Below are 25,656 nucleotides of genomic sequence, written 5' to 3' on the forward strand. Positions count from 1 at the left end.
CGAGGGCAGCAGGAATCTGGTGGGTGTCGACCGTGAGCCGGCCGGGCACGTGGTGTCCGCCCGCCGAGGTCGACCGGGTGAGTGAGGGAGGTGGGCGGTGGCTGATCCGGCCCGCGCACGCCGGCTGGCAGTGCGCATCCGTGAGGTGGTCGCGTCCACGCTGGAACGCGGTGTGAAGGATCCCCGTCTCGGAATGGTGACCGTGACGGACGCTCGGGTCACCCCCGACCTGCTCGACGCGACGATCTTCTACACGGTGTACGGCGATGACGACGCGCGGGAGGCCTCGGCCGCCGCGCTGGAATCGGCGAAGGGGATGCTACGCAGCCAGGTCGGGCGCGCCACCGGGGTCAAGGTCACCCCGACGCTGACCTTCGTCCACGACCGGCTGCCCGAGGACACCCAGCACCTCGAGACCCTGCTCGACGTCGCCCGGCGGCGGGACGAGGAGATCGCCCGGGCACGCCAGGACGCCACGCCCGCCGGGGAGCCGGACCCCTACCGGCGGCCCCGGGAGATCGATGCCGCCGAGGTCGACGAAGCCGACCTCGAGCTCGACGTCGATCCGGAGCCGGGCCGCGACTGGGCGGACCCCGATGCTGTGGGCGGTGACGAGGCCCGGAGCGGGTGGCGGGAGTCGGCGTCATGACGGTCATCTCCGCGACGGGTCCGGGATCCGGCGCGGGACCGTCCGGCCCAGGCGGCGACGCCACGCTCGGCGTGCCGGGCGGTGCGGGATTCGCCCAGGCCCTGCAGGAGGCGGTGCGGGCGCTGCGCGGCGCCGCGGACGCCGGTGCGGAAGTGCTGCTGCTCGCCCACGTCAACCCGGACGGGGACAGCCTCGGCTCGGCTGTCGCGCTCGGCCTGGCCCTGCGCCGCCTTGGCGCGCGTCCCCGCGTCTCGTTCGACGCGGATCCCTTCGTGGTCCCGCGCACGCTGGGTTTCCTGCCCGGTCAGGACCTGCTGGTCGCACCGGAGGACCTGGGCGGGCGCGGCGGTGCGGAGCTGGTGGTGACCCTGGACGCGGGCAGCGAGGAGCGCCTCGGTGCCCTGGCCCGGCGGCTCGCCGGCCCGCGTTCGCTCGTCGTGGACCACCATGCGTCCAACACCCTGTTCGGCGACATCAACCTGGTCGACATCACGGCGGCGTCCACCAGCGTGCTGGTGGTACGGCTGATCGACGCCCTCGGCGTGGAACTCGACCGGGACATGGCCACCGCGGTGTACACGGGGCTGGTCACGGACACTGGTTCCTTCCGGTACGCGGCGACGACGCCGTCCGTCCACGAGCTGGCCGCCCGCCTGCTGGCGACCGGAGTCCGGCACGACCTGATCGGCCGGACGCTCTGGGACACCCACCGCTTCGGCTATCTCAAGCTGCTGGGGGAGACCCTGCAACGGGCCCGGCTGGAGCCCGAGTTCGATCTCATCTGGACCTGGTGCACCGAGGCCGACCTGCGCGCGGCCGGGATCGGGTACGACGAGATCGAGGCCGTCATCGACACGGTGCGAACGGTGTCCGAGGCCGAGGTCGCTGTCGTCTGCAAGCAGGACGGCGGTGTCTGGAAGCTTTCGGTGCGTTCCAAGGGCGCGGTGGACGTCGGCGCCGTCTGCACCGCCCTGGGCGGTGGCGGCCATCGCTTCGCCGCCGGGATCTCGTCGTCGGCGCCGCTCGAGACGGTGATGGCCCGGTTCCGGGAGAAGATCGTGCACGCACCCCGGCTCGCGGGGTGAGGCCGTGGTGAGCCCGCCGGAATCCCCGGAATCCCCGGAATCCCCGGCCTCGTCGCCGTCGCCGTCCTCTCCGGCTCGGCCGTCGGCTGTGGCCGTGGACGGCCTGGTCGTGGTCGACAAGCCGGCGGGGTGGACGTCCCACGACGTGGTGGCCCGCTCCCGCCGCCTGCTGCGCACGCGCCGCGTCGGTCATGCCGGGACGCTCGACCCGATGGCCACCGGAGTGCTGGTCCTCGGCGTCGGCCGCGGTACGAGGCTGCTCGGCCGGCTGGCGCTGACCACGAAGGTGTACGAGGCGACGATCCGGCTCGGCCGCACCACCACGACGGACGACGCCGAGGGCGAGCCGATCGAGGACCGCCCGGTCGAGGTCGACACCGCTGGCCTGGCGGCGGGGATGGCGGCGCTGACCGGGGAGATCGACCAGGTCCCGTCCAGCGTGAGCGCGGTGAAGGTCAACGGGGTGCGGGCCTACGCCCGGGTCCGGGCCGGCGAGGAGGTCGCCCTGGCGGCCCGCCGGGTCACCGTGAGCCGTTTCGACCTGCTCGCGCGGCGCGAGTGCGACCTGGACGTCGTGGTGGCCTGCTCCAGCGGGACGTACATCCGCGCGCTCGCCCGCGACCTGGGCGCCGCCCTCGGCTGTGGGGGGCACCTGACCGCGCTGCGCCGGCGGGAGGTCGGGCCGTTCGGGCTCGCCGCGGCGGTGACGCTGGACGAGCTGGCCGAGAGTGGGCCGGCGGCGGTGCTGTCGCTCGGGGCGGCGGTGGCGGCGGCCTTCCCGCGCCGGGACGTCGACGTGACCGAGGCCCGTGATGTCGCTCACGGCCGGAGACTGCCTCCGGTGGGCAGTTCCGGCCCCTACGGCGTGTTCGGCCCGGAGGGCGCCGTTCTGGCCCTGTTCGAGGAGCAGGACGGAACAGCCAGGCCGATCGTGGTCTTCGCGCCGGCGTAGCGCCGGCGTCCCCCCGCCCGGCGCCTGCACCGCGCCGGCCGGGGCAGCCGCGGGAACGCGAAGCGCGACCCGCCGCGGATCGAAGATCGATTCGTGATGCCCTAGGCTTCGGCAGGTGCGACGTTGGCGCGGAGTCGAGAACACCCCGGACGACTGGCCCGGCGGAGTCGTCACCATTGGCTTCTTCGACGGCGTTCATCTGGGCCACCGCCGGATCATCGGGCGGGCCGTCGAGCTTGCCCGGGAACGCGGGCAGCGGGCGACAGTGCTGACGTTCGACCCACATCCCGCCGAGGTCCTGCGCCCCGGTACGCACCCCGCACAGCTGACCACCCTGCGCTACAAGGCGGAGCTGCTCGCGGCCATCGGCGTCGACGCGCTCTGCGTCGCCCCGTTCACCCTGGAGTTCAGCCGGATCCCGCCGGAGGAGTTCGTCCGCCAGATGCTGGTGGGTCGGCTGCGGGCGTCCACCGTGGTCGTGGGGGAGAACTTCACCTACGGCCACCGCGCGGCCGGCACGGTGCAGACACTGGCCCGCAGCGGGGCAGCGGAGGGCTTCTCGGTGGAGGGGATCGGCCTGGTGCGCGCGGACGAGAAGGTGCTGTCCTCCACCGAGATCCGCCGCCGGGTCGCCGCGGGCGACGTCGAGGGCGCCGCGGTGGCGCTCGGTCGGCCGCACCGGGTCGAGGGCGTGGTGGTGCACGGTGACGCCCGTGGCCGCACGATCGGCTACCCGACGGCGAACCTGCAGTGCACGCCGTGGTCGGCGGTGCCCGACGACGGCGTCTACGCGGGGTTCGCGAGCTGGTCCGACCAGCGTCGGGCCGCCGCGATCTCGATCGGTACGAACCCGACGTTCGAGGGGCGGGAGCGCAGGGTCGAGGCGTTCCTGCTCGACTTCGACGGCGACCTCTACGGCGAGTACATGACCTACGAGTTCACCCGCCTGCTGCGGCCGACCCTGCGTTTCGACTCCGTCGACGAGCTCGTCGAGCAGATGGGCCGGGATGTCGACGCGACCAGGGCGGCCACCCTTCTTGTCTGACCCGGGCCGGAGCCCGGCGGTCTCGCGGCCTGATCCGCGGCGGGGCTGGCAGGGGTCGGCGGAGCCTGCGGGTGGGGTGCGGAGAGGGTGCTGGGGCGGGGGCCGATGGTCGGTGTCCGGGCGGGTCGCCCGAGGTTGATAAGCTTCCCCCTCAGGCGGGAGCGGTGTGTCCGGTGACGGCGTGCCGGATGGTCGACTCGCGGTGGTTGCTGATGGTGTACAGCTGGTGACTTGCAGCTGATGGTGTTCAGCGGTCGCCGGGGTTCGGCGGTGGTCGGGGCGGGTTTCGGCGTGGTGCCGAGGGCCCGGGGCCGCCGGCGGCGGTGCGACATCCGGTGGCTCACACCGGCGGGATGTCCGGGTGGAGAAGACCCCGGGCGCGCGCCGCCCCGGACGAGGAACGAGGTGGAACGTGCCGCTTTCCAGCGACGTCAAGCAGAAGATCATGTCGGACTACGCCACGGTCGAACGGGACACCGGTTCGCCCGAGGTCCAGGTCGCGATGCTGACCCGTCGTATCAGTGACCTGACGGAGCACCTGAAGGTCCACAAGCACGACCACCACAGCCGCCGCGGGCTGCTCCTGCTGGTCGGGCGTCGGCGCCGGCTGCTGAACTACCTGTCGAAGACAGACATCAACCGCTATCGCGCACTGATCGAACGACTCGGTCTGCGCCGATAGTCAACAAGAGGGAGCGCCCCGGTGGCGCTCCCTCCGGCGCATCCGGGGTAGATACCGGGGCGTCGGGCCGTCGGCGGCACTCGGTCGCCCGGCGGTCGCAGGACCTGACCGGGTCCGCGCGGCATGAGCCGCCGGTCCTCGGTCGTGGCCGCCTGGACGGTGCCCACCGGCGCCGGCCCCGGAGACTTCGACTGAGCACCGGCATCCTCGATGGCGCGGGCGCGGCCCACGATGAGGATGGAGTTTCGAGTGGACGACTCGACACAGGCGGCCGAGGCGGTCATCACGACACCGGCCGGAACCCGCACGGTGCGGTTCGAGACCGGTCGGCTGGCCAGGCAGGCCGCCGGTGCGGTGGTCGCTCACCTGGGCGACACCATGGTCCTGTCGGCGACGACGGTGAGCCGCTCGCCGAAGGAGCAGCTGGACTTCTTCCCGCTCACGGTGGACGTCGAGGAGCGGATGTACGCGGCCGGGCGCATTCCCGGATCGTTCTTCCGCCGTGAGGGGCGTCCCAGCGAGGACGCGATCCTGACCTGCCGGCTGATCGACCGCCCGCTGCGCCCGTCGTTCGCGAAGGGGCTGCGCAACGAGATCCAGGTCGTCGCGACCGTGCTGGCGCTGGACCCGGAGACCCTCTACGACGTCGTCGCGATCAACGCGGCGAGTGCGTCGACGATGCTGGCGGGCCTGCCGTTCAGCGGCCCGATCGGTGCGACCCGGGTCGGGTTCGTCGACGGTGAGTGGATCGCCTTCCCGACCCACCCCGAGCTGGAGCGGGCCACGTTCGACATGGTCGTGGCCGGCCGTGTCCTGGAGGACGGCTCCGACGTCGCGATCATGATGGTCGAGGCGGAGGCCACCCCGGGCACTGTCAACCTGCTCGCGGGCGGTGCGGCGGCGCCGACCGAGGAGGTCGTCGCGGCGGGCCTGGAGGCGGCGAAGCCCGCGATCCGCGAGCTGTGCCGGGCGCAGAGCGAGCTCGCGGCCGGCGCGGCCAGGGCGCGGCGCGAGTTCCCGGTCTTCGTCGACTACCACGACGACGTGCTGGAGTCGATGACCGCGGCCGTGGGCGAGGAGCTCGCGGCGGCGCTGCGCATCGCGGGCAAGACCGAGCGCGAGACGGAGCTCGAGCGGGTCCGCTCGCTGGCGGTCGAGAAGGTCTCCGGCCAGTTCGAGGGCCGCGACAAGGAGATCGGCCCGGCCTACCGGGCGCTGACCAAGAAGCTGGTCCGCTCGCGGATCGTCGCCGACGGGGTGCGCATCGACGGCCGGTCGACGACCGAGATCCGGGAGCTGTCGGCCGAGGTCGACTACATCCCGCGGGTGCACGGCTCGGCGCTGTTCGAGCGGGGCGAGACGCAGATCCTCGGCGTCACGACCCTGGCGATGCTGCGGATGGAGCAGAACGTCGACACGCTCAACCCGGAGCGCACCAAGCGTTACATGCACAACTACAACTTCCCGCCGTACTCCACCGGGGAGACGGGCCGGGTCGGCTCGCCCAAGCGTCGCGAGATCGGCCACGGCGCGCTCGCCGAGCGGGCGCTGCTGCCGGTGCTGCCCAGCCGCGAGGAGTTCCCCTACGCGATCCGCCAGGTCTCCGAGGCGCTGGGCTCGAACGGCTCGACCAGCATGGGCTCGGTGTGCGCGAGCACGCTGTCGCTGCTCAACGCCGGCGTGCCGCTGAGGGCGCCGGTGGCCGGCATCGCGATGGGCCTGATCAAGGAGGGCGACTCCTTCGTCACCCTCACCGACATCCTCGGTGCCGAGGACGCCTACGGCGACATGGACTTCAAGGTCGCCGGCACCCGGGACTTCGTCACCGCCCTGCAGCTCGACACCAAGCTCGACGGCATCCCCGCGTCGGTGCTCGCGGCGGCCCTGCAGCAGGCGCGGGCGGCCCGGCTGACGATCCTGGAAGTGATGGCCGAGGCCATCGGCGAGCCGGACGAGATGTCCGCGCACGCCCCGCGGGTCATCTCGGTGAAGATCCCGGTCGACAAGATCGGCGAGGTCATCGGGCCCAAGGGCAAGATGATCAACCAGATCCAGGCCGACTCCGGTGCCGAGATCACGGTCGAGGACGACGGCACGATCTACATCGGCGCCGCCGACGGTCCGTCGGCGGAGACCGCCCGCTCCGCGATCAACGCGATCGCCAACCCGCAGATGCCCGAGGTGGGGGAGCGCTACCTCGGCACCATCGTCAAGATCACCAACTTCGGCGCCTTCGTGTCGCTGACCCCGGGCAAGGACGGCCTGCTCCACGTGAGCAAGCTCAAGCAGCTCGCGGGTGGCAAGCGGGTGGAGAAGGTGGAGGACGTCCTGTCGGTGGGCCAGAAGCTGCAGGTGGAGATCACTGAGATCGACGCCCGTGGCAAGATCAGCCTCGCGCCCGGGGCGGAGGCCGCCGACGCGGTTGCCGCCGAGTCCTGAGCCGCCCCGTGCACGCGGGGGTCCTCCTCCTGACAGGAGCACTGTGACGGAGACGGAACTGTCCTCCTCTGACGGGCGTGACGGCGCACAGGCCACGGGCGGGCCGGAGGTCACCTCCGGCCCGCGTCCGGGCCGTGTGCCCGATCTGCTCGCGGCGGGCACCGGCACCGCGGAGCTGCTCGCCGGGACGGTGCGTCGCACCGTCCTGCCGGGCGGCCTGCGGGTCATCACGGAGAAGGTGCCCGGGGTCCGCTCGGTGGCCATCGGCATCTGGGTCGGCGTGGGGTCCCGTGACGAGACGCCTCTGACCGGCGGCTGCTCGCACTACCTGGAGCACCTGCTGTTCAAGGGCACCCCGACCCGGGACGCGCTGACGATCAGCGCTGCCATCGAGGCGGTCGGCGGGGATCTCAACGCCTTCACGAACAAGGAGTACACCTGCTACTACGCCCGGGTCCTCGACGATGACCTGGGTCTGGCCGTCGACGTCGTCTGCGACATGGTCGCCAACTCGCTGGTGACCGCGGACGACGTCGAGGCCGAGCGCGGCGTGATCCTCGAGGAGATCGCCATGCACGAGGACGACCCCGGTGACGTCGTGCACGACGTCTTCGCGGACGCCGTCCTCGGGTCGTCGGTGCTGGGCCGGCCGGTGCTCGGCACGGTCGAGACGATCCAGGCCCTCGGCCGGGAGACGATCTTCGACTACTACCGCGAGCACTACGCGCCACCGGCACTGGTGATCTCGATCGCGGGCAACCTCGACCACGACCACGCCCTTGATCGGGTGACGAGGGCGTTCGCCGACCGGCTCGGCGGGCCGGCGCGGGCGCAGGAGGTCCGCCGGGGCGACTACCCGTTCCCCCCGCCGCCCGGCATCATCGTCGCCAACCGGCCAACCGAGCAGGCGCATGTCGTGCTCGGCACGGTCGGTCTGTCCCGGCACGACCCGCGCCGCTACGCGCTCGGGCTGCTGTCGCAGGCCCTGGGCGGCGGGATGAGCTCGCGGCTGTTCCAGGAGGTGCGGGAGAAGCGCGGCCTGGCCTACTCGGTCTACTCGTTCGACAACCAGTTCGCCGACGCCGGCCTCTTCGGGGTCTACGCGGGCTGCACCCCGGGCCGGGCCGACGACGTGCTGGAGATCTGCCGCGAGCAGGTGCACCAGATCGCCGAGCACGGCATCACCGAGGAGGAGCTCGACCGGGCCCGCGGGCAGAACCGCGGGGGCCTCGTGCTCAACCTCGAGGACACCGGCTCGCGGATGACCCGGCTCGGCAAGTCCGAGCTCGTCCACGGCGAGATCCTCCCGGTCGACGAGGTGCTCGCCCGGGTCGAGGCTGTCACTCTGGACGATGTGCGGGCCCTCGCCGGCGAGCTCGTCGACCAGCCGTGGTCGCTCGGTGTCATCGGCCCGTTCGACGACCACGACTTCAGCGCCGCGGTCGCCCGCTGAGCCGTCGGCTGCCAACTGTCAGCCAGCGGCCAGCGGTCAGCGGTCAGCTTCGATGATCATCCGGCCCCGCGGCCTGTGCCGCGGGGCCGGCACACGTGAGGGGCACGAAGTGATTGCTGTCGGGGTGCTCGGCTCCCGTGGCCGGATGGGTGCCACGGTGTGCTCGGCTGTCCGGGAGGCGCCGGACCTGGAGCTGGTGGCCGAGGCGGACGCCGGCGACGACCGCGGTCCGCTCGCGAAGGCGGACGTGGTCGTCGACTTCACCCATCCCGACGCGGTCATGGACAACCTGCGCTGGGCGGTCGACCACGGCGTCCACGCCGTGGTGGGCACGACCGGGCTCGACGACGACCGGCTCGACACCGTGCGCGGCTGGCTGGGCACCGAGCCGTCGGTCGGGGTGTTCGTGGCACCCAACTTCGGCATCGCCGCCGTGTTGATGATGCTCTTCGCCGCCCGGGCGGCACCGTACTTCGAATCGGTGGAGATCGTCGAGCTGCACCATCCCGGCAAGGCGGACGCGCCCAGCGGCACGGCCCGGCGCACCGCCGATCTCATCGCCGCCGCCCGGAGGTCCGCCGGGCTCGACCCGGCCGGCCCGGACGCGACGACCTCGGCGCTCGACGGGGCCCGCGGCGCCCGCGTTGCCGGCGTGCCGGTGCACGCCATCCGGCTCGCCGGGCTGGTCGCGCACCAGGAGGTGGTTCTCGGCGGTGCCGGAGAAACCCTCACGATCCGCCACGACTCGTTCGACCGCGCCTCGTTCATGCCCGGCGTCCTGCTCGCGGTGCGTCAGGTGGCCGCGCATCCAGGGCTGACCGTGGGCCTGGAGAGCCTTCTCGACCTCGGCTGAGCCAGGCTGGGCCGGGGCCCGTGCCGGCGCGGGACCGGGTGTCGCCAGGCCGTCACCCGGTCCGCTGTCCGCCGCCGCCCACGCGGATGGATAGGTTTCGGGTGTGGCGCGACAAACGGGTGGCCGGCCGGCCAACACGGGGACTGTCTTCGGTATCGACCTCGGGACGACCTTCAGCTGCCTGGCCAGGGTGTCCGCCTCCGGCGACCCCGAGGTCATCCCGCTGATGGACGGGTCGACGACACTGCCCAGCGTGGTGCTGTTCGTCGGCCGTGACGACTACATCACCGGTGAGACCGCCCGGCGCCTCGCCCGGGCCCGACCCGACGACGTCTGCTCGCTCGTCAAGCGCCGGATGGGCGACCGCGACTGGCGGTTCGTCACCCACGGGGCGGCCTGGTCGGCGCCGGCGGTCAGCGGGCTGATCCTCAAGGCGCTCGTCTCGGACGCCGGGATGACCGCCGGGGAGCCCGTCCGGGACGCCGTCATCACCGTGCCGGCCTACTTCGGTGACGAGGAGCGCCGGGCCACCGTGCTGGCCGGCGAGTACGCCGGGCTGAACGTCGTCGACGTCATCAACGAACCCACCGCCGCCGCGCTGTCCTACGGGTTCGCCCGGTTCGAGGTCGCGGGCCGGCGCACCCTCGCCGGCCCCGGCGTCCTCACCGAGGAGGTCGCCCTCGTCTACGACCTGGGCGGTGGAACCTTCGACGTCACCATCGTCGAGCTCGCCGACCGCCGGGTCTCCGTCGTCGCCACCGACGGCGACCACCAGCTGGGCGGGGCCGACTGGGACGAGAAGATCGTCCTGTTCCTCACCGACCGCTTCCTCGCCGCCCACCCGGGCGCCGACGACCCGCTCGACGACGGCGAGGCCGCGCAGGTGCTGCAGCTCGCCGCCGAGCGTGCGCGGCGTGAGCTGACCGAGGCGGACTCGACCGTGATCACAGTCAGTCACGGCGGGAGGGTTCTGGACGTCACCCTGACCCGGGACGAGGTGGAGAACCTCACCGGGGTCCTGCTCGACCGCACCCTCGAGCTGACCCGATCGGCGATCGAGGCCGCCCGCGAGCGCGGGGTGCGCGGCGTCGACCGGGTCCTGCTGGTCGGCGGTGCCTCACGGATGCCGGCCGTGGCCCGGCGGCTGGCCGCCGAACTGTCCGTGCCGGTGGAGCTCAGCGATCCGGACCTGGCCGTCGCCCGCGGTGCCGCGATCTACGGGGAGAAGAAGGCGCTCGAGCGCCTGGTCGCCGCCGACCTCGTCACCCGAGGCCAGCTGGTGGACGGCGCCGCGGTGGACACGGCGGCCCCCGCCGACCTGGACGCCGCGTGCCGGCGCCTCGCCGAGGCCCTGGGGCTTCCCGCGGACCGGGTGCGGCGGACCGTCGAGGTGCAGGTCGTCAACGTCGTCTCCCGGGGCTTCGGCGTGCTGGCGCTGGACCGTTTCGGCGATCAGCGGGCGGTGTTCCTCGTTCACCGCAACGACCGGTTGCCGGTGGCCGTCCGCCGGCTGTTCGGCACCGTGCGCGACGACCAGGACGCGGTGACCGTCCACGTCGTGGAGCAGGCCGGGGGCGTCGAGTCCGCCCGCGTCGACGACAACAAGATCATCGCCAACGCGGAGATCACGGGCATTCCACCGGGCTATCCGGCCGGCACTCAGATAGAAATCATGTTTCGGATGGGGTTCGACGGCATCCTGGAAGTGACGGCACGCCACGAGGGGCTCGCCGACCGGCCGCTCACGGTTCGCGTCGAGACGTCCGCCGCACTGAGCCAGGCGGACGTCGCGCGCGAGCGGGAGCAGGTCGCTCGGGCCCGCCGTGAGCGGGGCACGGATCCGGGCGCCGGTGACGACCCGCTGCGCAAGAAGCCGCCGGACGCGGAGCCGGGCGGGCTCGGCGGCCCGCCCGGCTGGGTGTAGCTGGGCCTGGTGCCAGCCGGGCCCGGGTGCCAGCCGGCAGAGCGCCCGGAAGAGCGCCCGACAGAACGGCCGGAGAGCGCGACGCCAGAGAGGGAGACCACCGTGCTGCCCTTCGACTCGAACGACTACCGGCGGCGGGTGCTCGCGGCGCTCCACGCCCGCGGCGGGGCCGAGCAGAGCGATCCCTTCGAGATCTACGACATCCCGGTCGTGGAGGCGCCCCGGCTCGGTGACGCGGAGGTCCGTGCCCGCCTGGACGAGGTCTGGGCCTTCTGGCAGCGCAGCCGGGACCATCCCCGTTACCGTGGCGTGATCATCGCCCTGCTGGGTCTGCACGACGAGATGTCGTCGGCCCTGGCCACCGCGGCGTCCCGCGCCGACCTCGCCGAACGGGTCACCGCCGCCCGCGCGGTCCGGGACAGCGAGCGCTTCGCCGAGCTCGACGCCGCCGTCCGCCGCCTGGTGAGCCGCTTCGGTGGCCTGCCCGAGGACAAGGTCGCGGGACTGCGCGCCCTGGCCGCCGCGCAGGGCGTCGACGAGGCGGCGTTCGCGCAGCGCATCCGCCGGTACCGGCTGCTCCCCGCGGGCGCGCCGGAGCGGGCCAGATCCGGGCAGGCCCGCCGGGCCGTGCCCGCGGAGGTGATCCGCCAGATCCGCGCCGATCTCGACGAGCTCGGGCGGATCGCCGGGACCACCCCGCCGCGCAGTCTGTTCGACCTGCTCGGGGTCTTCCCGGGAAGCCCCCGAGAGGAGATCCGGGCCGTCCGTGACGCGGCCGCCGCCCGCAACCGCGAGCGCCGGCCGGACCGGCGGCGTGCGCTGTTGGACGACCTGCTGACGGCCGTCCGTTCGCTCCTCGTCGACGGTGATCCGGAGGCCTACCTCGACGCGCTGGTCGAGCCGGTCAGGGCGGCGCTGCGACCGCGGGTCGCCACCGCCGTCCTCATCGAGGACCGTCTGCTCGCGTCGGCCGCCGCCGAGTTCGTCGCCCACGCCGAGGCGGAGGGCCTCGACCCGGCCCGGGCCCGGACGGTCGTCGCCGACCTCGCGCGTGAGAACGGCGTGGAAGCACCCGAGGTGGCGTACACGTCACGCCGGTCCGGTGGTGCTGGTGCTGGTGCTGGTGCTGCCGGTGCCGGCGGCGGCGTGGTGCCGCCCGGGCGGGCCGCGCCGGCTCCCGCCCCCGGCCGTACGCGTGACTGGCAGGCCCTGCTTTCCCGGGCCCGGGCCGCGCTCCGGGCCGGACGGCCGATCGAGGCCAGTGACGAGATCTCCCGGGCGCGTGAGGCAGCAGGGGAGACCCTGCCACCCATCCGGGCGCTCGGGGACGAGGTCGAGCGGGTCATCCGGGCCGCGGGGGAGAGCTGGCGGGTCATCGTCGCCGAGGCCGGCGCTGACCGACACCGCGCGGTTGCCCGCCTCACCGAGGACCTCGCCCGGGTCGCGGCGGACGTCCCTGGTCCAGGCGGCCAGGTGCTCGACGAGGTACGCGCGACGGCACAGGCGCGCTGCGCCCAGGCGGACGAGCTGGTCCGCCATGCGCGTGAGGCGCCCGGACCGGAGCGGATCCGGCTGGCGCGGGAGGCGCTGGCCACGGTGGCGGATCACGAGGAGGCGCGCGCCCTGCTCGCGGACAGCCCGGACGCCGATGCCCCGCCGCGGCCGGCCCGGCAGCGACCGGGCACCGCCCCAGGCGAAGGCTCGGGGGAAGGCCCGGGTGAGGGCTCGGGTGAGGGCTCGGGCGGCCGGCCGGAGCCGGAGCGTGGGCAGGCCCGGGTCCCGGAGCAGGAGCGGGCGTCGGCGGACGGCCGTCCGGCCCCTGCCGTCGTTCCGTCCGCCGCCGTGCCATCCGCCACCGAGGCACGGGTCGTGGCGGCGCCGAGTGGGGTGTCCGCCCGCTGGGACGGCGCCTCCGTGGTTGTCAGCTGGCGTCCGACGATCACTCCAGGTGATGTCCGGTACCGCATCCGGCGGATCACCGCGGACGGTAACGCCCGTGCGGTGGGTGTCACCGCCGCCACCACGATCGAGGACGGCGGCGTGTACCGCGGGTCGTCGATTCCCGAATACGAGGTGATCGCCGGCATCGGTGGCGTCTGGTCGGCGCCGGCCCGGTGGCCGGAACCGGTGCCCGGCGAGGAACCCGCGCGTGGCCAGGAACGGGTGCCCGAGCCGGAGCGGGCGGCGTCCGGTGCCGTCGAGGAGTGTGGCGGGACGCAGGTGCCGGCCGAGGCGGCAGGCACGGTGCCGATGGCAGACGCGGTGCCGATGGCAGACGCGGTGCCGGTGCCCGACGCGGTGCCGATGGCAGACGCGGTGCCGGTGCCCGACGCGGTGCCGATGGCAGACGCGGTGCCGGTGCCCGACGCGGTGCCCGGCCCGGCAGACGTGCGGGTCCCGCCGCCGGGGCCGAGGACTGCTGCCGATGAGCTCGACCAGGCGTCTGACCTGCGGCTGGTAGCGGGGCGGCTGTGCTGGACCTGGCCGTCCGGCTGCACGGAGATGATGGTGACGGCGCGTGCGGACCTGCCGCCCGCCGGCGCGCAGGAGCTCGGCTCCATCACCCGCAAGATCACCAATACGCGGTACGACATCGACGGCGGCTTCGTCCTGCCGGAGGTGCGCCCGCTGCACGTGGCGCTCTTCGCCTGCGTTCGCGAGCGTGGTGAGCTGGTGGTCGCGGGCGCGGCGGCCGGGCGGTGCCTGGTGGACGCCGCCGGCGCCCTGGCCGTCATCGCGGTGACGCCCGGTGTCGCCGCTCCCGCCGCTCCCGCCACGGGCGCGTCAGGAGGCTCCCGGACCGCCTAGCCGTCGGCGTGTAAGGTTCCGATCGTGCTTTTCTCGTCTCGACATCGGTGATCGCCGCGCTTTCAGGGTCCGATGAGCGTGTGTGGAGGCCACGCGCGCCCGCAGTGTCGAGAAAGAGGAGTTGTTCCGGCGATGGCCGATGCGCCCGTGGTCCGTCCCACCCCGATCAGCGGATTTCCCGAATGGCTGCCCGACGTGCGGATGGTCGAGCTCCGCTGGCTGGACACCATCCGCGCCACCTTCGAGCGGTACGGGTTCTGCTCGGTCGAGACCCCGTCGGTGGAGGCGCTGGACGCCCTGATGGCCAAGGGCGAGACCTCGCAGGAGGTCTACACCCTGCGCCGGCTGCAGGCGGAGGACGACGGCGACAGCTCGCGGCTCGGTCTGCACTTCGACCTGACCGTTCCGTTCGCCCGTTACGTCGCGGCGCATTTCAACGACCTGGTCTTCCCCTTCAAGCGCTACCAGATCCAGCGGGTGTGGCGCGGGGAGCGCCCCCAGGAGGGGCGGTTCCGGGAGTTCACCCAGTGCGACATCGATGTCATCAACGTCGACCAGGTGCCGCTGCACTTCGATGCCGAGCTTCCCCGGATCGTGCACGAGGTCCTCACCACGCTGGGCGTGCCCGCGTGGACGCTGAACATCAACAACCGCAAGGTGCTGCAGGGGTTCTACGAGGGGCTGGGAATCGGCGACCCGCTGGCCGTCATCCGGGCCGCCGACAAGATTGACAAGATCGGGTCCGCCGGAGTCGAGGCGCTGCTCACCGGCCCGGTCGGGCTCACCGCGGACCAGGCCCGGGCCTGCCTGGACCTGGCTCACGTGAGGGGGTCCGACTCCGGGGTCGTCGAGGCGGTCGGCCGGCTCGGGGTGAAGTCCGACCTGCTCACCGAGGGCCTCGACGAGCTGGCACGGGTGCTCGACGATCTGGCGGACCTGCCGTCCGGCAGCGTGGTCGCCGATCTGTCGATCGCCCGCGGGCTGGACTACTACACGGGCACCGTCTACGAGGCGAAGTTCGTCGACGCCCCGGGCTACGGCAGCATCTGTTCCGGCGGGCGTTACGACGATCTCGCGGGGACCTTCATCCGCCGCCACCTGCCCGGGGTCGGCATCTCGATCGGCCTCACCCGCATCTTCGCCAAGCTGGTGGCGGACGGCCTCGTCGGCGGCGGGCCGGCGAGCCCGGCCCAGGTTCTGGTGGTGATCCCGAGCGACGAGCGGCGGGCGGACGCGCTGGCCACCGCCCGACAGCTGCGGGCCCGCGGCCTCAACGTCGAGACCTACCACCAGGCGGACAAGCTCGCCAAGCAGATCCGTTACGCCTCCCGCAAGGGCATCGGGCATGTCTGGTTCCCGCCGTTCGGGGACGACCGGCCGCACGAGGTGAAGAACATGGCGACCGGGGAGCAGAGCTCGGCGGACCCGGCGGTGTGGTCGCCCGCTCCTGAGACGGGCCCGGCCGCGGCCTCGTGACACGTGGCTGGCCGGCGTGGTCCTGCCATCCGGCAGGTCCTTCGGCACGGGTGGTGACCGCCCGTGCGACGGTGGCCTTCCACGCGACCGCGGCGCCGGTCGGCGGCGCGGGAGACGGGCCGACCGGCGGTCGCGGCCGCGTGGCAGACGCGGTGCCCGCGCCGCCGGCGTCGAGCTCGACCAGGAGCTGACGGGGGCGGAGACCCCTGGCCGCGCAGCGCCTGCCGGGCGAGCACCGGACCCCCCGCCGACCGCGGCGAGGCGCCCACATCCGGTGTACCACGGTGCGCCGCCGCCTCCACCGCGGTGTTCCGTACGGGTCACCGGACGGGTAAGTGGGTGGCGACACGGGTCGGTTGGGCGGTTCGAACGTAACCGGTCCGGTGCATGCCGATGCCGCCCCGCAGGAGATCGCCACCGGCGGGCCGGGAGTGGTGGTCCCCTTGTCCCCGTTCGGCTCCGGTTCCTGACGGGCTGCGGAGAGCGGATACCGTGGGATGCCGGTCGCCGGTGCCCGCCGGGCGCTGGTTCCGGCCGTCAGACCGTCGGGGGAAACCGTCAGACCAACGGGAAATCGTCAGGACCGTCGGGGCAACGGGGTGGAGGTCGCTGTGGTGGATGTCGGAGTGTCGGGCGAAGCCGGTGGGAGTGGAGCCGGACCCGGGCCCGGGAGCGGTCCGGCGCAGGCCGGCCTGCGGGTCCAGGTGATCGCCCGCACCGAGTTCCTCCCGCCGGACGACGTCCCGTGGAGCACCGACGCCGACGGCGGCCAGGCACTGGCCGAGTTCGCCGGGCGGGCCTGCTACCAGAGCTGGAACAAGCCGAATCCGGCGACGGCGACGAACGCCGGCTACCTCCGGCACATCCTCGACGTCGGGCATCTGTCGGTGCTGGAGCACGGGACGGTGTCGCTGTACATCACCGGGGTGTCGCGCAGCCTCACCCACGAGCTGGTGCGGCACCGGCACTTCTCCTACAGCCAGCTGTCGCAGCGCTACGTCCCCGAGCACGACGCGGCCCTGGTCGAACCGGCGGTGATCGCCGAGGACCCGGAGCTGCACGAGCTCTTCACCGAGGCGGCAGCCGCCTCGATGGAGGCGTACGCCCGGCTGCTGGAGGGCCTCGAGAAGCGCTTCGCCGACGTCTCCGCACCGACGTCACGGCGCAAGCAGGCCCGGCAGGCGGCTCGGTCGGTGCTGATGAACGCCACCGAGACCAGGATCGTCGTGACCGGCAACTACCGCGCCTGGCGGCACTTCATCGGCATGCGTGCCAGTGAGCACGCCGATGTCGAGATCCGCGGCCTGGCGGTCGCGGTGCTCCGTGCGCTGCAGGGTGTGGCACCGAACGTGTTCGCCGACTTCCGGGTCAGTGCGCTGGATGACGGCACCGAGGTGGCGTCCAGCCCGCTCGTCGGCGAAGGCTGAACCGACGCCCCGGCCCGCCGCAAGGGCCCTTAGGCCCGGAGACCGCCGACGTTCGCCTCGCCGGTGCGCGGGCGGAGATAACCAGATTCGTCCTCACAATGGATCAGTGTTCGGGCAGGAGCGCGGCGCACGATGATGGGGTCGAGCGGTGGGACGAGCGCGCGGGCAACGGCGCCGGAGCGGGCCGGGCAGGGGAGGGCAGGCATGGTCGACGTTGCCGAGATCGGCGCGGGGTCCGAGGTGGTAACACCGAAGCCGCTGGCGGCCGACGAACTGCGCCTGCTCGACGCGTACTGGCGGGCCGCCAACTACCTGGCGGTGGGGCAGATCTACCTGCTGGACAACCCGTTGCTGGCCGAGCCGCTGCGGGCCGAGCACATCAAGCCGCGTCTGCTGGGCCACTGGGGCACCACACCCGGCCTGAACCTGATCTACACCCACCTCAACCGGGTCATCCGTCACCACGACCTGGACGCGATCTACGTGATCGGCCCGGGCCACGGCGGGCCGGCCATCGTGGCGAACACCTACCTCGAGGGCACCTACAGCGAGACCTACCCGTCCATCACCCAGGACCTGGCCGGGATGCGCCGGCTGTTCCGCCAGTTCTCCTTCCCGGGCGGGATCCCCAGCCATGTCGCCCCGGAGGTGCCCGGCTCCATCCACGAGGGCGGTGAGCTCGGCTACGCCCTCACCCACGCCTACGGGGCCGCGTTCGACAACCCGCACCTGCTGGTGGCCGCGGTCGTCGGCGACGGCGAGGCCGAGACGGGGCCGCTCGCGGCGAGCTGGCACTCGAACAAGTTCCTCGACCCCGTCCGTGACGGGGTGGTGCTGCCGATCCTGCACCTCAACGGCTACAAGATCGCCCAGCCGACGGTCCTGGCCCGGATCCCGGAGACCGAGCTTGACGCGTTGATGCGCGGTTACGGCCACGAGCCGCTGTACGTGACCGGGGACGACCCGGCCGAGGTCCACCAGCAGTTCGCCCACGTGCTCGACACCGCGATCGCGCGGATCCACGACATCCAGGACCGGGCGCGCCGGCTTGGTGATCCGTCCCGCCCGGCCTGGCCGATGATCATTCTGCGCACGCCGAAGGGCTGGACGGGCCCGGCGAACGTGGACGGCAAGCCGGTCGAGGGGAACTGGCGCTCCCATCAGGTTCCGCTTTCCGATCCGAAGAACGACCCGGCGCACCTCGCCCAGCTCGAGGCCTGGTTGCGCAGCTACCGGCCGTGGGAGCTGTTCGAGGCCGACGGGCGGCTCTGGCCGGAACTCGCGGCACTGGCGCCGGTGGGCACCCGCCGAATGAGTGCCAATCCGCACGCCAACGGCGGCGAGCTGCTGCGCGACCTGACCCTGCCCGACTTCCGCGACTACGCCGTCGACTTCCCGTCGCCGGGGATCGGCTGGAGCGAGGCGACCCGGGTCCTCGGTGGTTTCCTGCGTGACGTCATGCGCGCCAACCCGAACACGTTCCGGGTCATGGGGCCGGACGAGACCGCGTCGAACCGGCTGGGCGCGCTGTTCGAGACCACCGCACGCGCCTGGAACGCCCAGGTCGTCCCGACCGACGAGGATCTCGCGCCCGACGGCCGGGTGATGGAGGTGCTCTCCGAGCACCTGTGCCAGGGCTGGCTCGAGGGGTACCTGCTCACCGGCCGGCACGGGTTCTTCTCCTGCTACGAGGCGTTCATCCACATCGTCGACTCGATGGTGAACCAGCACGCCAAGTGGTTGAAGACGACGCTGAACATCCCCTGGCGCCGGCCGATCGCGTCGCTGAACTACCTGCTCACGAGCCACGTCTGGCGCCAGGACCACAATGGTTTCTCGCACCAGGACCCGGGCTTCATCGACCATGTGGTCAACAAGAAGGCGGAGATCATCCGCGTCTATCTGCCGCCGGACGCGAACACGCTGCTCTCGGTCGCCGACCACTGCCTGCGCAGCCGGCACTACATCAACGTGATCGTCGCCGGCAAGCAGTCAGCCCTGAACTACCTGCCGATGCCGGACGCGATCGCCCACTGCACCCGCGGGCTGGGCATCTGGGACTGGGCGAGCAACGACCACGCCGAGCACGGCGACGGCAATCCGGACGTCGTGATGGCCTGTGCCGGCGACATCCCGACCCTGGAGACGCTGGCCGCGGTCGACATCCTGCGCCAGCACTTTCCGGATCTGAAGGTCCGCGTCGTCAACGTCGTCGACCTGATGTGCCTGCAGGACGAGGCGGAGCACCCGCACGGCATCTCCGACGCCCGGTTCGACGCGCTGTTCACCGAGGACCGGCCGGTCATCTTCGCCTACCACGGCTACCCGTGGCTGATCCACCGGCTCACCTACCGCCGCCGCAACCACAACAACCTGCATGTGCGGGGCTACATCGAGGAGGGCACGACCACCACGCCCTTCGACATGGTGATGATGAACAACCTCGACCGGTTCCACCTGGTCGTGGATGTGATCGACCGGGTGGAGAGCCTGGGCGCGCGGGCCGCGCACGTCCGGCAGCGGATGGTCGACGCCCGCCTCGCCGCCCGCGCCTACACCCGTGACCACGGAGTGGACGACCCACGCATCCGCGACTGGGTCTGGCCGTACTGAGAGCGGATCCGGAAATGACCAGGGCCACGGATCAGGCAGGCGTCGCGACGGCGGGAGCGCCGTCCGCCCCCGCGTCGGCGGTGTCTCCCGACGGGCCGGGGAACGTCCTGGTTGTCAACGCGGGGTCGTCCAGCGTGAAACTGCGCCTGCTGGCCCCGGACGACCAGGTGCTGGCCGCACACGACCTGCGGGCTGCCGCCGGCCGCCCGGACCCCGACGAGCTGGAGCGGGCGGTCGAGGAGCTCGCGCACGCCGGTGAGGTCGCGATCACCGGTCACCGGGTCGTGCACGGCGGGTCGGTCTTCACCGACCCCGTCCTGGTCGACGACGAGGTGGAGGGGCAGCTGCGGGCGCTCGTCCCGTTGGCGCCGCTGCACCAGCCCGCGGCGCTGGCCGCGCTCGCCGACGTCTCGGCGGTGCTCCCCGGGGTGCCGCGGGTCGCCTGCTTCGACACCGCGTTCCACGCGCGGATGCCACCCGAGGCCGTCACCTACGCGGTGCCGGCGCGCTGGCGGGAGGAGTACGGGGTGCGCCGCTACGGCTTCCACGGCCTCTCCCACGCCTACGCCTCGCGTCGCGCCGCCGAGCTGACCGGCGCCCGCCGGGTGGTCACCGCCCACCTGGGCTCGGGCGCCTCGCTGGCCGCCGTCCGTGACGGTGTGAGCGTGGACACGACCATGGGCTTCACCCCGCTGGAGGGCATGGTGATGGCCACCCGGTCCGGGACGGTGGACCCCGGCCTGCTGCTGTGGCTGCAGACCGAGCAGGGGATGTCCGCCGAGGAACTCACCGACGCGCTGTTCCACCACAGTGGCATGACCGGCCTGGTCGGCTCGGCGGACATGCGGGCCGTGCTCGAAGGAGCCCGGCGCCCGGGCAGCCCGGAGGCGCTGGGTCTCGCCGTGTACCTGCACCGGCTGCGTGCGGAGACGGCCGCGATGGCCGCCGCCCTCGGGGGGATGGACGCGCTGGTCCTCACCGGCGGGGTGGGCGAGCACGCCGCCCCGGTGCGGTCCGGCGCGGCGGCCGGGCTCGGCTTCCTGGGAGTCGCGATCGACGAGGCGCGCAGCGACTCCTACCAGCGCGGAGACCTGGAGATCAGCGCTCCCGGTGCACCTGTGCGCACCCTGGTCATCGAGGCTCGCGAGGACATCGAGATCGCCCGCGCCGCGCGCGCCTGCCTGCCGGCCCGCGCCGGAGGGTAGCGGCCTTCCGCCGTAAGGAGCGGCATCCGATCCGTGAGGATGCTGCTACTCTGCCCGGATGTGACGCGGCATCTGTATGGATCTGACCGGTTTCGGCCGCCGGTGACTGTGGTCTGCGTGGCCACGGCGGCCGCCGCAGGGCTGGGGTAACGCGCGTGGCGCCAGGAAACGGAGGCGCGGCTGGAGGCGCCGGCGGTGCCGGCGGTCCGGGCGGGCCCGGCGGTGGATGGCCAGGCGGTGGATGGCCAGGCGGGCGGCTCCGGCGCTGGAGCCGGCGGGACGACGCCGACAGCGCACCGGTCCTCGACCTCACCGACGTCGACGAGGTCACCACCATGCTGCTGGCCCCGCCGGCCGAGTACCAGGGGCTGCGTCGCCGGGTCGTCGACCAGTTCACGATCGTCAGCGCCAACCGCTGCCAGCTTGCCCGGTCCGTCAACTGGGGTCCGCTGGACGGGCTGCTGACCAGCATCGTTCCGGGCACCGGCCGTCTCGACACAGCCGGTAGGCTGCCGCCCGAGGTGTGCCTGCTGCTTCCGGTCTCCACCCTGCAGAAGCGGGCGCTGGTCGGTTTCGACCTCGTCGGCCCGAGCGGCTCGGACGCGCACCTGATGCCGTACGGAACGTCGGTCGCGATTCAGGGCAACCTGATCGCGCTGCTCGCCGAGGCCGCCGGCTGCCCGCTGCCGGGGCCGGCCCGCCGGGTCGTGGACGCGATCTCCCGCTTCCGGCCAGGCCGGCTCACCGGCAACATGCCGCGGCTGAGGCCCCGGCCGGGCCGTCCGCTCAGCCTCGAAGCGGTGCGCACCTACCTCGAGCGCGAGGCGGACCTGGCGGTGCCCGCGGCGACCCTGCGGTCGTGGCACGCACTGCTCGAACCGGCCCAGATCGCGCTGGGTGAGGCGCTCGCCGAGCCGTTCGACCCGCTGAGCAGCGCGGACACCCTGCTGCTCGCGGTCGGCGAACTGTGGCGGGATCCGGATGTCCCGACCCCGCTGGAGATCGGGCACATCGGCTACTACCTGCGCGAGTTCACCGGCTGGGTGGACGAGCTGAGCCTGGTGGGCGAGACCGCGACACCGGTGCTGAGCACGGTCGCCGAGTACGGGCGGCGCTGGGAGGCGCTCGCCGCCGTCACCACGGACCCCTACCGGCCGTGTCTGATCAAGATGAAGGAGGAGCGCCGGACGGTGCTCGCCCGCCGGTGCCCGGTGCGGGACGACGACGCCTCGCTGCGCCGGCGGTGGCTGATGCCGGTCGCCCTGGTGGACATCGACCCGGGCGGTCCGGGCAGCTACCACGTCAGCATCGGCACCGACGACTCCAGCATCGAGCTGAGCACCCCGATCACGGTCGACCTGGAGCATCGGCGGATCGCCCGGACCTATGTGGAGGACGTCCACCAGAACCGCGAGGTGTACGCGTTCTACAGCACCGACGCGCGGCGGGCGGCACGCGCGAAGCTGGTCGTCGGCCTGAGCGTCTCGCCGGATGTCGGCCGGGTCGCCGCCGCGATCATGATCCTCATGGTGCTCACCGTGGCGCTGTCGGCGCTGCCGTTCGAGCTCGGCGCCGACGCGGTGGCGGTGGTGGCGGTGCCGTCGTCGTTCGCCGCGACAGTGCTGCTCACCCGGGAGCGGTCGAGCCTGGCGGCCTGGGTGCTCGGCCCGGCGAAGCAGGCGCTGCTCGCGTTGCTGGTCGTGCTGGCGGTGCTGTCCGGGCTGCGGGCGCTGGGCTGGCACCGGCCGCCGGACGAGCCGGTCACGTCGATCACTCCCGGTGCGGGTGGGCAGCCCCAGGCCGGGCCGACACCCCTGACTGCTGTGGCCGCACTGTGGCCTTAGCGGACCATCAGGCCTGCTGGCAGGGGCGGGACGCCTCCCGTGCCGGCGAACGGCGACCGCCGCCGGGGCGGTGGCGGTACCCTGAACCCACTGTCGTGCGAGACGGGACGGTGAGCATGCCGAAAAACTACGGCGCGGGGGTCGCCGACGGCGCGGCGCGCGTGGGTGGCCTGCGGTCGTTCGTCCGTCTCGGCCGTCGTGAGCTGTGGATGCGGCTTGACCGGAACATGATCGCCGGGGGCCGTCGAGAGCCCGCAGGGCGTCCGCCCGCGGGTCCGTCGGGGCCGTCGGGGCTGGTGTCAGGGTCCTGAAAGCCGCTTGGAAGTAGTTCTTCGTTCCCTGCCCGGCCCGCCGGTGCCGCGGACGCCCGGACGAGACGGTCCGGTCGGTTCCGTCCGGCACGCCGCGGAACTACGGGTGCGTGGTGGGGGACGCCGACTCCGCCGGTCGGTGACCGTCGGAGGAGATGTCGGAGGTGCCCGCTAGCGTGGCAGGTATGTCAGCATTGCCCCCGGCCCCGTTCGGGCGGATGATCACGGCGATGATCACGCCGTTCACCCCGGACGGCGGGCTCGACGTCCCGGGTGCCGCGGCGCTCGCGGAGCACCTCGTCGACGCCGGGAACGAGGCGCTGGTCGTCAACGGCACGACCGGGGAGTCCCCGACCACCTCCGACGCGGAGAAGGACACGTTGCTGCGCGTGGTCCGCGAGGCGGTCGGCGGCAGGGCGCGTGTCATCGCGGGTGTCGGCACGAACGACACCCGGCACACGCTGGAACTGGCCGGCGCGGCCGAGAAGGCGGGCGCCGACGGCCTGCTGGTCGTCGCTCCGTACTACAACAAGCCCCCGCAGGCCGGGCTGCTCGCGCACTTCCGGGCCGTCGCCGACGCGACGTGCCTACCTGTCATGATCTACGATATTCCTGGCAGGTCCGGGGTGCCCGTCACGACGGAGACGCTTCTGCAGCTGGCCGACCACCCGCGCATCGTCGCGGTGAAGGACGCCAAGGACGATCTTTCCGCGTCGTCATGGGTGCTGGCCAACTCGGGCCTCGCCTACTACTCGGGCACGGACGTGCTCAATCTTCCGCTGCTGTCCGTTGGTGCGTGTGGTGTGGTCAGTGTTGTCGGTCACCTGGCCGCCCCCGCCATCCGGGCGATGATCGAGGCCTTCGGGGCCGGTGAGGTGGGTCGGGCGATCACGCTACACAAGGGCTTGCTGCCCGCATACGAGGGAGTTTTCCGCACTCAGGGTGTGATCACGACGAAGGCGGCGCTGGCGATGGCCGGCCTGCCGGCGGGGCCGGTACGTGCCCCGCTGGTCGACGCCACCGAGGCCGAGCGCGCGCGGCTGCGCGCCGACCTCGCCGCGGCCGTCCTGGAGCCCGCCGCGGGTGGGCCGTCGGTGGCGCCGTCGGCGTCCGCCCCCGGGAGACCAGGCGCCGCGAGACCGGGCACCGCCACGGCTGCCGCCGGGACGGCGGCTTCATGACGCACCCGCACCCCGAACTGGGGCCACCGCCGCCGCTGCGTGCCGACGGCCTGCGGATCATCCCGCTGGGCGGGCTCGGTGAGATCGGCCGGAACATGACCGTGTTCGAGCACGCCGGCCGGCTGCTCATCGTGGACTGCGGCGTCCTGTTCCCGGAGACCGACCAGCCCGGCGTCGACCTGATCCTGCCCGACTTCACCGCCATCCGGGATCGCCTGCACGACATCGAGGCGGTCATCCTGACCCACGCCCACGAGGACCACATCGGGGCGGTTCCCTACCTCCTGCGCGAACGCCGCGACATCCCGCTGATCGGCACCCGGCTGACCCTCGCGCTCATGGTCGCGAAGCTCGCCGAGCACCGCATCAAGCCGGTGACGATGCAGATCCGCGAGGAGGAGCACCATACGTTCGGGCCGTTCGAGTGCGAGTTCCTCGCGGTGAACCACTCGATTCCGGACGCGGTGGCGGTCGCCATCCGCACCGACGCGGGCCTGGTCCTGCACACCGGTGACTTCAAGATGGACCAGCTCCCGCTCGACGGGCGGCTGACCGACCTGGGTGGCTTCGCACGCCTCGGCCGGGAGGGCGTCGACCTGCTGATGTCGGACTCCACCAACGCCGAGGTGCCCGGCTTCGTGGCCTCGGAGCGGCAGATCGCACCCGTGCTCGACAAGGTCTTCCGTGAGGCCGACCGGCGCATCGTCGTGGCCTGCTTCGCCAGCCACGTCCACCGGGTGCAGCAGGTTCTCGACGCCGCGGAGACGCACGGCAGATCCGTCTGCTTCGTCGGCCGTTCCATGGTCCGCAACATGGGCGTCGCCCGTGACCTGGGCCTGCTGCGCGTCCCGCCCGGTCTGGTGATCGACAGCCGGGACGTCGACTCCCTGCCGGACCGCAACATCTGTCTGGTCTCGACCGGTTCCCAGGGCGAGCCGCTGTCGGCGCTGTCCCGGATGGCCAACCGGGACCACGCGATCCGGATCGAGGAGGGTGACACGGTCGTCCTCGCCTCCAGCCTGATCCCCGGCAACGAGACCGCGATCTACCGGGTGATCAACGGTCTGACCCGGTGGGGTGCGAAGGTCGTCCACAAGGGCGTGGCGATGGTGCACACCTCCGGGCACGCCCCGGCCGGCGAGCTGCTGTACGTGCTGAACGCGACGCGGCCGTCGAACATGATGCCGGTGCACGGCGAGTGGCGGCACCTGCGTGCCCACGGTGCCCTGGCGGAGGCGACCGGCGTCCCGCCGGACCGCGTGATCCTCGCCGAGGACGGCATGGTCATCGACCTGATCGACGGCCAGGCCAGCATCACCGGCGCGGTGCCGTGCGGCATGGTCTTCGTCGACGGTCTCGCCGTCGGCGACGTCGGCGAGTCCAGCCTGAAGGACAGGCGGATCCTCGGCGAGGAGGGCTTCATCACGATCACGGTCGTGGTGGACGCCGCCGCCGGGAAGGTCGTCGTCGGCCCGGACCTGTCGGCCCGCGGCTTCTCCGACGTCCGGAGTGCGTTCGACGAGGTCCAGAACCGGCTCGCCGACGCCCTGAACGACGCGATGCGTTCGGGGATGACCGACACGAACGCGCTGCAGCAGCTCGTTCGGCGCACGGTCGGCCGATGGGTGAACGAGCGTTACCGGCGCCGTCCCATGATCCTTCCGGTCGTCCTGGAAGTCTGAGCGCGCTCCGCGGATCTGCTCCGAAAG

The 25,656-nt window shown here is 72.7% G+C and carries 17 protein-coding genes; all 17 read left to right on the plus strand.

Going from position 1 to position 25,656, the window contains the following annotated elements:
* The first annotated feature begins 97 nt into the window (after positions 1-97).
* Positions 98-649 (plus strand): 30S ribosome-binding factor RbfA, encoded by a 552-nt coding sequence (gene rbfA / locus B207_RS0131355; RefSeq protein WP_018640651.1) that lies wholly within the window; start codon positions 98-100, stop codon positions 647-649.
* Entirely contained in the window at positions 646-1,734 is a 1,089-nt protein-coding gene (locus B207_RS0131360) for a DHH family phosphoesterase (RefSeq protein WP_026311642.1), read from the plus strand. The genes rbfA and B207_RS0131360 overlap by 4 nt, the downstream gene beginning before the upstream one ends.
* Positions 1,735-1,822: 88 nt before the next feature.
* A complete protein-coding gene (gene truB, locus B207_RS0131365; RefSeq protein ID WP_018640653.1) occupies positions 1,823-2,686 on the plus strand; it encodes a tRNA pseudouridine(55) synthase TruB in 864 nt (287 codons plus the stop codon).
* Positions 2,687-2,801: 115 nt separating this feature from the next.
* The gene (locus B207_RS0131370) at positions 2,802-3,731 is read left to right on the plus strand and encodes a bifunctional riboflavin kinase/FAD synthetase (RefSeq protein WP_018640654.1); all 930 of its coding nucleotides are present in this window, start codon (positions 2,802-2,804) and stop codon (positions 3,729-3,731) included.
* A 412-nt stretch (positions 3,732-4,143) separates the two neighbouring features.
* Positions 4,144-4,413 (plus strand): 30S ribosomal protein S15, encoded by a 270-nt coding sequence (gene rpsO, locus B207_RS0131375; protein WP_018640655.1) that lies wholly within the window; start codon positions 4,144-4,146, stop codon positions 4,411-4,413.
* A gap of 249 nt (positions 4,414-4,662) precedes the next feature.
* The gene (locus tag B207_RS0131380; protein WP_018640656.1) at positions 4,663-6,852 is read left to right on the plus strand and encodes a polyribonucleotide nucleotidyltransferase; all 2,190 of its coding nucleotides are present in this window, start codon (positions 4,663-4,665) and stop codon (positions 6,850-6,852) included.
* Between the two features lie 43 nt (positions 6,853-6,895).
* Positions 6,896-8,305, plus strand: a complete 1,410-nt coding sequence (locus B207_RS0131385) for a M16 family metallopeptidase (RefSeq protein WP_018640657.1) — start codon at positions 6,896-6,898, stop codon at positions 8,303-8,305.
* Between the two features lie 109 nt (positions 8,306-8,414).
* On the plus strand, positions 8,415-9,158 hold the full coding sequence (gene dapB / locus B207_RS0131390) for a 4-hydroxy-tetrahydrodipicolinate reductase (RefSeq protein ID WP_026311643.1): 744 nt from the start codon (positions 8,415-8,417) through the stop codon (positions 9,156-9,158).
* 103 nt (positions 9,159-9,261) lie between these two features.
* A complete protein-coding gene (locus tag B207_RS0131395; RefSeq protein ID WP_018640659.1) occupies positions 9,262-11,082 on the plus strand; it encodes an Hsp70 family protein in 1,821 nt (606 codons plus the stop codon).
* 102 nt (positions 11,083-11,184) lie between these two features.
* A complete protein-coding gene (locus B207_RS0131400) occupies positions 11,185-13,890 on the plus strand; it encodes a hypothetical protein (RefSeq protein ID WP_018640660.1) in 2,706 nt (901 codons plus the stop codon).
* Positions 13,891-14,022: 132 nt separating this feature from the next.
* On the plus strand, positions 14,023-15,366 hold the full coding sequence (hisS, locus tag B207_RS0131405; protein ID WP_018640661.1) for a histidine--tRNA ligase: 1,344 nt from the start codon (positions 14,023-14,025) through the stop codon (positions 15,364-15,366).
* Between the two features lie 692 nt (positions 15,367-16,058).
* A complete protein-coding gene (gene thyX / locus B207_RS0131410) occupies positions 16,059-16,793 on the plus strand; it encodes an FAD-dependent thymidylate synthase (protein ID WP_026311644.1) in 735 nt (244 codons plus the stop codon).
* Between the two features lie 204 nt (positions 16,794-16,997).
* Positions 16,998-19,406: a phosphoketolase family protein gene (locus B207_RS0131415; protein ID WP_018640664.1), complete on the plus strand. Its 2,409-nt coding sequence runs from the start codon at positions 16,998-17,000 to the stop codon at positions 19,404-19,406.
* 14 nt (positions 19,407-19,420) lie between these two features.
* A complete protein-coding gene (locus tag B207_RS0131420) occupies positions 19,421-20,611 on the plus strand; it encodes an acetate/propionate family kinase (RefSeq protein WP_018640665.1) in 1,191 nt (396 codons plus the stop codon).
* 155 nt (positions 20,612-20,766) lie between these two features.
* Positions 20,767-22,455, plus strand: a complete 1,689-nt coding sequence (locus tag B207_RS0131425; protein ID WP_018640666.1) for a hypothetical protein — start codon at positions 20,767-20,769, stop codon at positions 22,453-22,455.
* 466 nt (positions 22,456-22,921) lie between these two features.
* Complete coding sequence (gene dapA / locus B207_RS36515; protein WP_035743202.1) at positions 22,922-23,947, plus strand: 4-hydroxy-tetrahydrodipicolinate synthase; 1,026 nt, start codon at positions 22,922-22,924, stop codon at positions 23,945-23,947.
* A complete protein-coding gene (locus B207_RS0131435; RefSeq protein ID WP_018640668.1) occupies positions 23,944-25,629 on the plus strand; it encodes a ribonuclease J in 1,686 nt (561 codons plus the stop codon). The genes dapA and B207_RS0131435 overlap by 4 nt, the downstream gene beginning before the upstream one ends.
* The last annotated feature ends 27 nt before the right edge of the window (positions 25,630-25,656 follow it).

It is taken from the genome of Parafrankia elaeagni (assembly GCF_000374165.1).
Classification (GTDB): Bacteria; Actinomycetota; Actinomycetes; order Frankiales; family Frankiaceae; genus Parafrankia; species Parafrankia elaeagni.

Bases quoted from the DNA above. Each gene is read 5' to 3' on its own strand.
- B207_RS0131360 (WP_026311642.1), top strand. From the start codon at position 646: ATGACGGTCATCTCCGCGACGGGTCCGGGATCCGGCGCGGGACCGTCC.
- hisS (WP_018640661.1), top strand. From the start codon at position 14,023: ATGGCCGATGCGCCCGTGGTCCGTCCCACCCCGATCAGCGGATTTCCC.
- B207_RS0131415 (WP_018640664.1), top strand. From the start codon at position 16,998: ATGGTCGACGTTGCCGAGATCGGCGCGGGGTCCGAGGTGGTAACACCG.
- B207_RS0131420 (WP_018640665.1), top strand. From the start codon at position 19,421: ATGACCAGGGCCACGGATCAGGCAGGCGTCGCGACGGCGGGAGCGCCG.
- dapA (WP_035743202.1), top strand. From the start codon at position 22,922: ATGTCGGAGGTGCCCGCTAGCGTGGCAGGTATGTCAGCATTGCCCCCG.
- B207_RS0131435 (WP_018640668.1), top strand. From the start codon at position 23,944: ATGACGCACCCGCACCCCGAACTGGGGCCACCGCCGCCGCTGCGTGCC.